This window comes from Maribellus comscasis, assembly GCF_009762775.1.
Taxonomy (GTDB): domain Bacteria; phylum Bacteroidota; class Bacteroidia; order Bacteroidales; family Prolixibacteraceae; genus Draconibacterium; species Draconibacterium comscasis.
Map to the genome: position 1 here is coordinate 4,510,881 of NZ_CP046401.1, position 11,513 is coordinate 4,522,393.

Annotated in this window: 13 protein-coding genes; 5 read left to right on the forward strand and 8 right to left on the reverse strand. The window is 37.0% G+C overall.

Translation table 11 applies throughout. The features are described from left to right. Positions 1–31: 31 nt before the first annotated feature. The 5 genes from GM418_RS17885 to GM418_RS17905 form a co-directional block, all read right to left on the reverse strand. A complete protein-coding gene (locus GM418_RS17885) occupies positions 32–1,147 on the reverse strand; it encodes an aminotransferase class V-fold PLP-dependent enzyme (protein WP_158868613.1) in 1,116 nt (371 codons plus the stop codon). Between the two features lie 135 nt (positions 1,148–1,282). Beyond that, the gene (locus GM418_RS17890) at positions 1,283–2,743 is read right to left on the reverse strand and encodes a tryptophanase (protein WP_158868614.1); all 1,461 of its coding nucleotides are present in this window, start codon (positions 2,741–2,743) and stop codon (positions 1,283–1,285) included. A 194-nt stretch (positions 2,744–2,937) separates the two neighbouring features. Further along, positions 2,938–3,534 (reverse strand): pentapeptide repeat-containing protein, encoded by a 597-nt coding sequence (locus GM418_RS17895; RefSeq protein ID WP_158868615.1) that lies wholly within the window; start codon positions 3,532–3,534, stop codon positions 2,938–2,940. A 101-nt stretch (positions 3,535–3,635) separates the two neighbouring features. Further along, on the reverse strand, positions 3,636–4,283 hold the full coding sequence (locus GM418_RS17900; RefSeq protein ID WP_158868616.1) for a LuxR C-terminal-related transcriptional regulator: 648 nt from the start codon (positions 4,281–4,283) through the stop codon (positions 3,636–3,638). 215 nt (positions 4,284–4,498) lie between these two features. Beyond that, positions 4,499–4,960 carry a GAF domain-containing protein gene (locus GM418_RS17905; protein WP_158868617.1) on the reverse strand — a complete coding sequence of 154 codons (462 nt, stop codon included), beginning with the start codon at positions 4,958–4,960 and terminating at the stop codon, positions 4,499–4,501. A gap of 75 nt (positions 4,961–5,035) precedes the next feature. Between GM418_RS17905 and GM418_RS17910 the strand changes: the two genes are divergently transcribed. The 4 genes from GM418_RS17910 to hutH all read left to right on the forward strand — a co-directional run bounded on the left by GM418_RS17910 (position 5,036) and on the right by hutH (position 9,055). Then, entirely contained in the window at positions 5,036–5,392 is a 357-nt protein-coding gene (locus tag GM418_RS17910; protein ID WP_158868618.1) for a DUF4870 domain-containing protein, read from the forward strand. 5 nt (positions 5,393–5,397) lie between these two features. After that, entirely contained in the window at positions 5,398–5,889 is a 492-nt protein-coding gene (locus GM418_RS17915) for a WbuC family cupin fold metalloprotein (RefSeq protein WP_246222744.1), read from the forward strand. A 79-nt stretch (positions 5,890–5,968) separates the two neighbouring features. Then, positions 5,969–7,330 carry a histidine--tRNA ligase gene (gene hisS, locus GM418_RS17920; protein WP_158868619.1) on the forward strand — a complete coding sequence of 454 codons (1,362 nt, stop codon included), beginning with the start codon at positions 5,969–5,971 and terminating at the stop codon, positions 7,328–7,330. Between the two features lie 213 nt (positions 7,331–7,543). Next, entirely contained in the window at positions 7,544–9,055 is a 1,512-nt protein-coding gene (gene hutH / locus GM418_RS17925) for a histidine ammonia-lyase (protein ID WP_158868620.1), read from the forward strand. 63 nt (positions 9,056–9,118) lie between these two features. Here the strand turns inward: hutH and GM418_RS17930 are convergent, their stop codons facing one another. Genes GM418_RS17930 through GM418_RS17940 form a run of 3 tightly spaced genes read right to left on the reverse strand, consistent with a single transcriptional unit; the run spans position 9,119 to position 10,549 of the window. Next, positions 9,119–9,406 (reverse strand): co-chaperone GroES, encoded by a 288-nt coding sequence (locus GM418_RS17930; protein ID WP_158868621.1) that lies wholly within the window; start codon positions 9,404–9,406, stop codon positions 9,119–9,121. A gap of 36 nt (positions 9,407–9,442) precedes the next feature. Beyond that, positions 9,443–9,958, reverse strand: coding sequence for a thioredoxin domain-containing protein (locus tag GM418_RS17935; RefSeq protein ID WP_158868622.1), 516 nt, complete (start codon positions 9,956–9,958; stop codon positions 9,443–9,445). A 12-nt stretch (positions 9,959–9,970) separates the two neighbouring features. Next, positions 9,971–10,549, reverse strand: a complete 579-nt coding sequence (locus tag GM418_RS17940) for a thioredoxin family protein (RefSeq protein WP_158868623.1) — start codon at positions 10,547–10,549, stop codon at positions 9,971–9,973. A 182-nt stretch (positions 10,550–10,731) separates the two neighbouring features. On the opposite strand from GM418_RS17940, the gene GM418_RS17945 reads away from it, so the two are divergent. After that, the gene (locus GM418_RS17945) at positions 10,732–11,436 is read left to right on the forward strand and encodes a NigD1/NigD2 family lipoprotein (protein ID WP_158868624.1); all 705 of its coding nucleotides are present in this window, start codon (positions 10,732–10,734) and stop codon (positions 11,434–11,436) included. Positions 11,437–11,513: the final 77 nt, after the last annotated feature.

The following is an 11,513-nucleotide window of genomic DNA, read 5'->3' on the forward strand; positions in this document are numbered from 1 at the left end:
TTCTTAATGCTGTTCTGAAGATTTTTAAATGTCAGTTCAAAAGTGTTTTTAATTCGCGGATTAAGATTTCGATATCCTCTTGGTTATTGAAAATACTTGTTGAAATCCGAACTCCTTCACCTCGCGCCGAAACGATAATATTTTTTTTGGAAAGTTCTTCTACTATCCTTTTTGCATTTGGAACTCGCGCTATTAAAATTCCGGATCGGTGTTTATCTTCGGTTTGGCAGATAACCCCGACATCTATTTTTGTGAGTTCATCTTCCAGAAAATGATTAAGAAACAACACCCGGTTAACTACATTTTCAGCACCAATTTTTTTGAACATTTCAAGCGCTCCTCCCAAAGCAAAAATATTTGGGAAATGCGGGCACCCTGATTCGATCACCGATGCTTCGTTTTTTAAATCGAGGTCGGTATTATCCATTTTTTCCGGTTCTTTTACACTTCTCCAGCCGGCAAACGGGAAATCCTCTTTTTTTAACCATTTTTTATTGATATATAAACCTCCGATTCCGTAACCTGCAGTCGCCCATTTTAATCCGGTAAACATCAGAAAATCGATATTGCATTTTTTTACATCAACCGGAAAGATCCCCAATGCTTGTGTTGCATTCACTACAAAAATGAGGTTTTTCCTTTTACAAAGTTTCCCTAATGCTTCTAAATCCTGTCGAAAACCGGTTTTATACTGAACATAGCTTGTCATAAGAATTTTGACATCCGGTGTGATTGCTTTTTCAATTTCATTTAAAGGAAAAGCATTTTCAACCGGTTCTGCAAATTTTATTTCAGCCTTCTGATTCAACCAGGGAAAAGTAGTCGATGGAAATTCGTCACGCATGGTAAGAACGGTTCCTTTATTTTTCAGGAATTGCGCAACAAGGTTCATTCCATGTGACGTGTTGGTGGTAAATCCGATTTCTACTTTTTCTGCACCGATAAAACCAGCAAGGTTACTCCGTATTTTTTCTGTTCTTTCCAGCCACGTGTCCCAGTAGGTATCACCAAATTCAAGCATTTCATCATAGAAGCGTTTCCCTTCAGTGGCAGCACTATTTGAAACCGGAGAACCTCCTGCCGGATTCAGATAGACATATTTTTTACAAACAGGGAACTCTTCTCTGACTTTATTCCAGTTGACCATAACTTGATTTAGTTTTAAATTGAACGATTAAATGATGATAAAAATAAATGATATTTTTTTATGAAAAAAGGGAATCATTTCTGATTCCCCCTGATTTTATAATAAATGGTTTTTGGTTGAATTTCTTCCGGTTTTCTACAAAGAATCTCCAAAATCTTCTTTGAATTTTGCCATTAATTTTTCAGGCCAGTCGCCTATTGCTTCCAGTCTTCCCATAAAGAAACGCAGCAACGGCGGCTCTTCTATCCATTGTAAGCCGCCTACCAGTTCTCGGTTGTCGAAAAGCCATTTTACGCGGTCGACTACAAACATGGTTTGTGAAAGAGTAAACACACGCCGTGGGAATGCCAAACGAAGCAATTCAACATCGGCGAGAACATCATCGCCGTTTTCATCGCGTACACTTGAAATAGTTCCCCTTTCCATCCCGCGAATTCCTGAAATAATATATAATGCTGAGGCTAAGGCTCCTGCAGGATATTCCTGTTGCGGAACATGGGGCAAAAATCCCATTGCATCGATATGGCAACCCAGTGCTCCGGCTGGTGTAATTACCGGTACACCTGCTTTGTCGAGGTTGTCAACGGCATATTTGATAAACGATGGCGACTGACTTATTACTGTATCGTCGCAGGTTTCTTTTAAGCCCACCGCCATGGCTTCAATTTCGCGAACCGACATACCGCCATATGTGAGGAATCCTTCGTACAGTACCAGCAGATCGCGCATTTTTAAATACAGGTCTTTACTGTTTGTTAAAATTCCACCACCACGTGTTGAACTTACTTTACGGCTTGAGAAGTAGACCAAATCGGCGTATCCGCACATCTCCAGCAGGATATCTTTTATTTCGGCATTTTTAAATTCTTCTTCGCGTTGTTTAATAAAGTATGCATTTTCACCAATTAAACTGGCGTCGAGTACCATCATTGTATCATTCTGATCACAAATGGCTTTTACATCGCGCATATTTTGCATTGAAAATGGTTGCCCGCCAATCAGATTCGTCGATGCTTCCATTCTGACAAAAGCTACTTTATCTTTACCGTATTTTTCAAAAACGGCTTTTAGTTTGTCAATGTCTATATTTCCTTTAAATGGCTTTGTACTTTTTATATCAAGCGCGTCATCTTTATATATTTCCAATACTTTACCTCCGTTCAGTTCCATGTGTTCTTTGGTTGTGGTAAAGTGGTAATTCATAGGAATTACTTCGCCTTTTTTTATAAAAACCTGTGATACAATGTTTTCGGCGGCACGTCCCTGGTGAACCGGTAAAACATAGTGTTTTCCAAAAACCTCACGGGCAGCTTCTTCCATACGGTAGAAACTTTGCGATCCTGCATAGGCATCGTCGGCCTGCAACATAGAAGATACCTGATTGTCACTCATTGCATTGGTTCCGGAGTCGGTAAGCATATCGAGGAAGATATCTTTTGTATTTAAGAGGAATGTATTAAATCCCGCTTCTTCAACGGCTACTTTTCTTTCTTCAATAGGTCTCAAAAATAATTTTTGTACGATTCGTACTTTGTGTAGTTCCAAAGGAATCTGTTCGCCACTGTAGAATTTAACGGCACTGCTTTGGTTTGTCATTTTTTACTGGTTTATAGTTTCAATTTAAAAATTTTCTAAAAATAAAATCTTCAAATTGAAATCAGCATTTTTTTACGGAGATGTTTGTCACTTTTTGAATATTTATAATTATTCAAAATAACAGCGCTTTTAATGACATTGAAAGTAAGTTTTGAAACAAAGACGGTTATAGTCCGCTATGCCGTTTTTGTGATTTAAATGCGATTATGAATTTCTGGTATTTCAGATGTTTCTATTAACTTCTGCCAGATGGAAGAGAATTCTGTGCCGTCGGGCATAATTGTATTTTTTAAACTTTTTACCGATTTAAGCTGATGAAGATCAATTTTTGCCCATTTTAAATTGGCATTGGTAAAATCTGCATTTGTTAAGTTTGCATTTTCCAAACGAGCATTTTTTAAATTTGCTCCTGTCAATATCGAATTTTGGAGATTTGTTTGAGCCAATATACAACTTGTCAGTTCAGCATTTGTGAAATTTGTTTCTGAAAGGTCTGCTTTCCAAAAATCAACCTGGTACAAATGCGCATTGGTGAAATTTGCATTTTTTAATTTTGTACTCCAAAAACAAATTCGTGAGAGTATTATACTATTTAATTCGGCATTTTCCAGAAAACTATTTCTTAAATCAAGTGGCGACTTTATATTTAGTTTTGAAAAATGAAATAATTTAACACAGAGTAATTCGCATGTGTTGGAATTCTCCCTTTGTTTTATTAAGTCAATTTCTTCCTGAATCTTTTCAGCTTTTGAAGAATAAATGCCCCTTTTTATTTTTGAGAATAATTTCATCTTTAGTTAGTCATGGTCTAAGGAAAAGCAAAAGTATTCATAGGAAACGTTTTCTGAAATAACGTAAAAACGTGATTTTTTGATCTGGCTTAACAATTATGTTAATTATTCTTGTTTGCCGCTTTAATATTTGAGTTTACATTTAATTTTTTATAAATATTCTTCACATGCGTGTCTACAGTATTGTAACTTATGTTTAATTCTGCAGCCATTTCTTTTTTTGTAAATCCTGATTTTAATAATTGGAGTACCTCATTTTCTCTGCGGGTCAAATTATTCTTTTTCACAGGTTTTGGTTTGAAATGGTTTAGAATTTTTTGAGCCATTGATGGTGAAAAAAGCATTCCTCCCAGTTTTGCCTGTTCAATTGCGTTTTCCAAATGGTTAAAACAATCTGTTTTTAAAATATAACCAACCGCACCTTTTTGAATTGCCTCAAAAAGCATTTCGTCATCTTGAAACGAGGTTAAAATAATTACTTTAAGATTTGAGTATTTTTGCAGGATGGATGGTAAGGCTTCTAATCCACTTTCGTGCGGAAGCTTGATATCCAGTAACAGGATTTTTGCCAATCCCAAACTGCCCGAGTTTTTTGCGTCTTCGCAACTATAAAAATGATGAATTATTTTGTAATGGGTTCGAAATTTAAAAAAACTATACAAATAATTTACAAAATTCTCATTATCTTCAATAACAACAATCTTCGTAATTTGCTTCTTTTCATCGGAATAGATTTTTTCTAATCCCATATTTTGCGTTTTGGTTCTCTAATGTGCTATCAAAAATAACATGTTTGTTCGATATTTTATAAAAATGATTACAAATTCAAATTAAGAATTCGTTAAATGTTTCAATTTATTATTCATGCAGAGAGTTCAAGCGGCAGGAGTACTGTCTTTAAAAGATAAATTTATTATATATTTTGACTTTGCCGGGTGATAAGATTAACATTCTGGAGTGGAGCTTATTGGTAAATTAATTCTACAATTTTTTCCAACCAGTGCGCATCTATTTCGTTGAATGAAGCCAGTTCTTTACTGTCGATATCCAAAACCCCGGTAATTTCACCTTCCTTATTTTTGAATGGTACAACAATTTCTGATTTTGATCGGGAGTCGCAGGCGATGTGCCCCGGGAATTGATGCACGTCTTTTACAATTACCGTTTCTTTTTTATTAAAAGCAGCCCAGCAAACACCTTTGTCTTTTTCGAGTACCTGGCAGGCTACTGGTCCCTGATACATATTTACAGTCATTTGGCCGTCTGCCAGTAAATAAAAACCGGTCCAAAAAAAAGTGTCCATTTTATGGTGCAAAACAGCTATAACAGTTGCCATCCTTGCTGAAGTGTTGTTACTTTTTAAAACCAGGCCGCCTAACTGTTTGTATATTCTGCTGTAACGCCCGTCCTTTTTTTGGTCTTCCATTTTGTTAATTTTGAAAAATTTCGTTCTGCGAAAAAACAAAAAATGTTTAATTTAGATGAATAAAACCGTAAAATTATGGAACGAATTGTTACCGATCCGAATGAGAGACAATGGGGAATGTTTGTTCACCTGGCTGCGCTGGCAACATTAATCGGAATTCCGTTAGGGAACGTTATTGGCCCTCTGATTATTTATCTGATAAAAAAAGACGAATACGAATTTGTAAATGAAACGGGAAAAGAGGTTCTTAATTTTCAGATTACATGGACATTGATTCTGATTGTTTCAGCTTTGTTTATAATTGTTGGAATTGGAATTTTACTTTTGGTTGGATTTGGAATTGCCTGGTTGATTTTTGTGATTATGGGAACTGTTGCTGCGAATAACGGGCAGTATTACAAATACCCGCTGTCATTTAAATTTTTTAACTGATTATTTTGAAAAAGAATTCTGAGATTCAAAAGATTGATAAAAAGTTACTTGCTGATGTAATCGGCGAAGCACAAAAAAGAGAACGAAAGCGCGCGAATTATAATTTTCATTTCACATACGACGACCCAATTAACCGGATGCTCAATGCGTTTGAGCCGGGTACATACGTGCAGCCGCACAAACACGAAAATCCGGATAAACGTGAAGTTTTTCTCCTGTTAAAGGGAAAACTTGCCATGATTTTTTTTAATGACTCAGGTGAAATCACGGAACAGGTAATTTTGCATCATTCAACCGGAATTTACGGAGTGGAAGTGCCTCCGAAAGTTTGGCATACTGTTATTTCTCTCGAAACCGGAACCATTGTTTATGAAATAAAAGATGGGCCGTATGTTCAGGCCGATGATAAAAATTTTGCTTTGTGGGCTCCTAAGGAAGGCGAAGCAGGTTGCACAGAATATCTTAATAAAATGATGAAGGAGTTAGGACTGATGTAATTTCGTCTGGTTTTTCGTTTTCCGAAATTCGTAAATCGTTTACATTTTCCTTACTTTTGTCCCCTTAAAATTGAAAAGGATGGCACAAAAACCTTCTATTCCCAAGGGAACGCGCGATTTTTCACCAATTGAGATGGTGAAACGGAATTATATTTTCGATACCATAAAAGATGTTTTTCGTTTATATGGTTTTCAGCCGATTGAAACACCGGCTATGGAGAATCTTTCAACCTTGATGGGAAAATATGGCGAGGAAGGGGATAAATTGTTATTTAAAATATTGAATTCGGGCGATTTTGTGTCAAAAGTTTCTGATGAGGTTTACGCTGAAAAAGATTCGGTTAAACTGACTCCGGAAATTTCAGAAAAAGGATTACGTTACGACTTAACCGTTCCGTTTGCGCGCTTTGTGGTGCAATACCGAAACGATATTACTTTCCCCTTTAAACGTTACCAGATTCAGCCGGTGTGGCGTGCCGATCGTCCGCAAAAAGGACGTTACCGCGAGTTTTACCAGTGTGACGTGGATGTAATTGGCAGTAACAGTTTGCTCAATGAAATGGAGTTGGTGCAAATTATCGACGATGTTTTTGAACGTTTGAAAATTAATACGGTTGTTAAAATAAACAATCGGAAAATTTTAGCGGGAATTGCTGAAATTATTGGTGAAAATGAGCGGATTATTGATATTACCGTTGCCATCGATAAACTGGAAAAAATTGGCCTGGAAAAAGTAAATCGGGAACTTTCAGAAAAAGGAGTTTCCGATGAGGCGATTCAAAAATTGCAACCTATTTTAGCTTTGGAAGGAAGTTCTGCTGAAAAAATTACTCAACTCGAAAATGTTTTGGCTGCTTCAGAAATTGGAATAAAGGGGGTGGAGGAAATTAAAACATTATTTGGCTACCTTGAACAACTTGATTTGCAAACAGAGGTGGAGTTGGATTTAACGCTTGCCCGTGGCTTAAACTATTACACCGGTGCAATTTTTGAAGTAAAAGCCAAAGATGTTGCCATTGGAAGTATTTGTGGCGGAGGGAGATACGATGACTTGACCGGAATTTTTGGATTGCCCGATGTTTCCGGAGTTGGTGTTTCATTTGGTGCAGAGCGTATTTTTGATGTGCTTACTCAACTCGATCTTTTCCCTCATGAATCGTTGGAAACCACAAAAGTAATGTTTGTAAATTTTGGCGAAAAAGAAGAAGCGTACTGTTTGCCGGTTTTGGCTCAGCTTCGGAAAAGCAGTATAAATGCTGAGATTTTTCCGGAAAATGCCAAAATGAAAAAGCAGATGAACTACGCCAACAAAAAAGATATTCCCTATGTGGTTTTGGCTGGCGAATCAGAAATGAACGAAGGAAAATTTACTTTGAAAAATATGGAGAGCGGCGGGCAAAAAAGTGTGACCGCCGAAGAACTGATAAAAATCCTTTCCTAATCATTCTACTTCCACGAAATTGCTTCAAAATTGAGGCGATGATTTTAAAATTCAGATTTGTAAAAAGTGCGGGAGGCGACATCCGGTTCCCTTGATTGTTAGGCACTGCTGACTGTGTTGTCTTCCTTAGCAAAATCGAAGGATGTTATCTGCTGCCTCACAGTTGGACTTCTAAAATCAATTTTTTCTTTTTACAAATTTTTAGATTTTGTCATGGCAAATCATACATTTCAAATAACACCCGAAAATCTCACTTTTGAACAAATTCAGGAAATTCTTGAAAATAACATTAAACTCGAACTTTCAGAAAAGTCAAAGCAACTCATTATAAAAAGTAAAAATTATCTCGATAAAAAACTAGAAGAGTCTGAAAAGCCGTTGTACGGAATAAACACTGGTTTTGGAGCTTTGTGCGATATAGAAATTTCGAAAGACGAATTAAGTAAATTGCAGGAAAATCTGGTGATTTCGCACGCCTGTAATGTTGGCCCCGAAGTCCCTTTTGACGTTGTAAAACTAATGTTGCTGTTAAAGGCACACGCTTTATCGAAAGGAAATTCGGCTGTTCAGTTAAAAACAGTGCAACGGATTATTGATTTGTTTAACAACAATATATTACCGGTAGTTTGCGAACAGGGTTCACTGGGTGCCAGCGGCGATTTGGCTCCGCTGGCAATGCTTTTTTTACCATTGCTTGGCTTAGGAGAGGTATATTTTCAAGGCCGGAAAGTAGTGTCAAAATCAGTGCTCGATAGAATGGGGTGGGAGCCCGTAAAACTGGAAGCAAAAGAAGGATTGGCACTTTTGAATGGAACTCAGTTTATGAGTGCTCATGGTGTTTACACTTTGCTCAAAACTTTTCGGATTGTCGATCAGGGTGACATAATTGGAGCACTTTCATTGGATGCTTTTGACGGTTTGATAGAACCTTTTGGCGAAAATATTCAACGAATCCGTCCGCACAAAGGACAGGCAACAACAGCAGCTAATTTCAGAATGATTTTGGAAGGAAGTAAGATGCAGATGAAAGAAAAAGAACACATTCAGGATCCCTATTCTTTTCGTTGTATTCCACAGGTTCATGGAGCAGTAAAAGATGCTGTAAATTATGTTGCCGGAGTTTTTGAAACCGAAATAAATTCGGTGACTGACAATCCGACGGTTTTTCCTGACGAGGACCAAATTGTTTCCGGTGGAAATTTTCATGGTGAACCGCTGGCTTTGGTACTTGATTTCCTTGCTATTGCACTGAGCGAGTTGGGAAGTATTTCGGAGCGACGAACTTATCGTTTAATTTCAGGCGAGCGCGGACTCCCTGAATTTCTGGTGGCAAAACCCGGATTGAATTCTGGTTTTATGATTCCGCAATACGTTGCGGCTTCCATTGTCAGTCAGAATAAACAATATGCTACACCGGCTTCTGTTGATTCTATCCCTTCTTCCAACGAACAGGAAGACCATGTAAGTATGGGAGGAAATGCGGCAACTAAAGCACTAAAAGTTGTGTTGAATACTGAAAAAATTCTGGCGATAGAACTGTACAACGCCGCGCAGGCCATGGACTTTAGAAAGCCGGTGCACACGTCGCCTTTTCTTGAAAAATTTTTAACGGAATATCGGAAGATGGTAGCTTTTGTTAATCATGATGTGTTAATGTACCAGGGAATTAATAAGACTGTTGAGTTTTTGAATACAACTGCAATAAAAAAGCTGGAAGTTAATTAACCTCCAGCTCTTTATGTCGATTTTGAAAAATTTTGGCAGAATGATAAAATCCTGAAGAACAGCTTAAATTGATTCGGTTTCTACAACTTTCGACAGAATTTCAGAGTAGGGCAACAACAGGTATTTTTTACCGTCGAAGTCGATTTCTGTTCCTGCAAATCTTTTGTAAAGAACCTCGTCACCTGGCGCTATTTCTGCATTTTCGATGTTGCTTATCGCAACAACTTTAGCAACTTCTTGCTTTTCTTTTGCAGAATCAGGAATAATAATCCCTGAAGCGGTTGTTTGTTCTGAATTGTCTTCTGTCAGTTCCAACAGAACATTTTGGTTAATAGGCTGTAATTCTTTCATTTTTACCATTCTTTAAAATTAATAGTTAATAATAAACTAATTTGAAGTTAACAAAATTTTGTCAATATTATCTTTAAACATTTGTTTTGTATCTTCTTTCGAACGGGCTATTCCTGAAGTCATCACAGGTTTTCCATCTTTTGGAATATACAGAAATGCCGGTATTCCGCTAATCCCGAAAACACCTGCAAGTTCTCTTTCTACTTGCGTATCAATTTTATACACTGTGATTTTTCCTGCATATTCTTTTGAAATTTCTTCCAGAATTGGCGAAGCGATTTTACATGGGCCACACCAGTCGGCATAAAAGTCGATAAGCGCAGGTTTATCACCTTTAAATTTCCATTCCTGTGGTGAGTTTTGGTAATCCCACACTTCACTCAAAAATTTTTCTTTTGTCAGTTTTACCGAACCACCTTCGTCACTTGCTTTTGCACTTACTGATTCTGTTGGTGCCTCCGCCTTTTCGCTGCTTTTATTTTTTGCCTGGCTTGCATTGCAGCTTTGCAACGATATAACTGCAACCGCCAGTATGAATACCAATTTTTTCATGTTATTGTGATTTTAATTTATTCCTAATAAAGTGTTTATTCTGTTTCTGTCGAATCCGACAATTATTTCTCCGTTAATATCGGTTTGCGGAACTCCCTGCTGCCCGCTTCTCCTGACCATTTCTTCTGCTGCTTTCTGGTCTTTTGAAACATCCACCTCGCGGTATCTGATTCCGTTTTCCTGTAAATGTCTTTTTATGGTATTACACCATGTGCAGGTTGGAGTGGTATAAACCGTTACATTTTTTTGCGGTTTCCCTTCCCCGTTTCCGGCCGACACAAAAGCAACTTTTTCAAAAATAGCATTAAATTGTTCCGGTTGATGACATCCTTTTACCACATTTTTTAACGTTCCTTTTTCAAAGTTCAACAACGAGGGAACACTGGTGATTTTATATTCCGGATGAATGTCACGAACCTCATTTACATCAGCATAACAAAGAACAATTTTATCTGCTTTTGGTGCAGCTTTTTGATAATTTTCAAATGCGCAATCGCTTTGAGATGAGCCTTTTTTATATAACAATAACCAAACGCTTTCATTTGGTTGCAATACTTCTTTTAAGTTGTTTAAAGATTCAATTTTTTCCATTTTTCAAATATATCTAAATATTTACATATATGGAAATGTGATTAGCAATTGTTGTGCCAATCTAAAATTGAAACCTATTTTGGCAGATGAAGATAAAAAAAATGTCATATTTTTTGATTGACGCAACCTTAATCTTGCCTTTTTAGTCTTAAGCACGTGAAACAATTAAAATTTAATGCACTATGAAGAGAACTGTATTTGCAATGCTAATTGCATCTATATTTTTGGTAACAGGATGTTTGGAAGATGATGATTATTATTCATTATCAGACATGTGGGTTGGCTTTGGTATTTTTCAGGAAACGGAATCAAATGCCAACGGGTATAAAATTGTTATGGATAATGACGATTTGCTGATACCTGTAACATCTAATTTTAATGTATTTCATTATGTGGAAGACGGGGACAGAGTTTTAGTGAATTACACAATTTTGGATGACAATTCCGGTGAAGGCGAAGAAGCTACTGAATATTATATAAAACTTAATTCAGTAAAGAAAATTTTGATGAAGGGAATTCTCGACGTCACCGAGGAAAATAACGATAGTATTGGTAACGATCCCATTAATGTAATTGATGTTTGGATGACTGACAGCTTGTTAAATTTTGAGCTAAAATATTGGGGAAGCAGTAAGGTTCACTTTATAAACCTGGTAAAACAATCCGGCGAGTTAACAGGCGATAGTCAGCCTGTTGAACTGGAATTAAGACACAATAACAACGGAGACGACGAAAGTATTCCTTATAAAGCATTTGTCTCATTCAACCTGGGAGAACTTGAAATTTCCGGGCTGGATTCGGTTCAATTCAGGGTGACAGGAACCGACTATGATAATGAAGAATTTGACTACGATGGTGTTTATCACTACGGCGAAAACAGCGATTAGTTCTATGAGGTTTTGCAAATCGTAAAAGGTGTCTGAAAAGACACCTTTTTTTGTTTTAATGGAAAATCGTTTCAGAT

What these genes read in the sequence shown, in the direction of transcription:
- GM418_RS17885 (WP_158868613.1), bottom strand. Translation starts at nt 1,147, where the DNA reads ATGGTCAACTGGAATAAAGTCAGAGAAGAGTTCCCTGTTTGTAAAAAA.
- GM418_RS17890 (WP_158868614.1), bottom strand. Translation starts at nt 2,743, where the DNA reads ATGACAAACCAAAGCAGTGCCGTTAAATTCTACAGTGGCGAACAGATT.
- GM418_RS17895 (WP_158868615.1), bottom strand. Translation starts at nt 3,534, where the DNA reads ATGAAATTATTCTCAAAAATAAAAAGGGGCATTTATTCTTCAAAAGCT.
- GM418_RS17900 (WP_158868616.1), bottom strand. Translation starts at nt 4,283, where the DNA reads ATGGGATTAGAAAAAATCTATTCCGATGAAAAGAAGCAAATTACGAAG.
- GM418_RS17905 (WP_158868617.1), bottom strand. Translation starts at nt 4,960, where the DNA reads ATGGAAGACCAAAAAAAGGACGGGCGTTACAGCAGAATATACAAACAG.
- GM418_RS17910 (WP_158868618.1), top strand. Translation starts at nt 5,036, where the DNA reads ATGGAACGAATTGTTACCGATCCGAATGAGAGACAATGGGGAATGTTT.
- hisS (WP_158868619.1), top strand. Translation starts at nt 5,969, where the DNA reads ATGGCACAAAAACCTTCTATTCCCAAGGGAACGCGCGATTTTTCACCA.
- hutH (WP_158868620.1), top strand. Translation starts at nt 7,544, where the DNA reads ATGGCAAATCATACATTTCAAATAACACCCGAAAATCTCACTTTTGAA.
- GM418_RS17930 (WP_158868621.1), bottom strand. Translation starts at nt 9,406, where the DNA reads ATGAAAGAATTACAGCCTATTAACCAAAATGTTCTGTTGGAACTGACA.
- GM418_RS17935 (WP_158868622.1), bottom strand. Translation starts at nt 9,958, where the DNA reads ATGAAAAAATTGGTATTCATACTGGCGGTTGCAGTTATATCGTTGCAA.
- GM418_RS17940 (WP_158868623.1), bottom strand. Translation starts at nt 10,549, where the DNA reads ATGGAAAAAATTGAATCTTTAAACAACTTAAAAGAAGTATTGCAACCA.
- GM418_RS17945 (WP_158868624.1), top strand. Translation starts at nt 10,732, where the DNA reads ATGAAGAGAACTGTATTTGCAATGCTAATTGCATCTATATTTTTGGTA.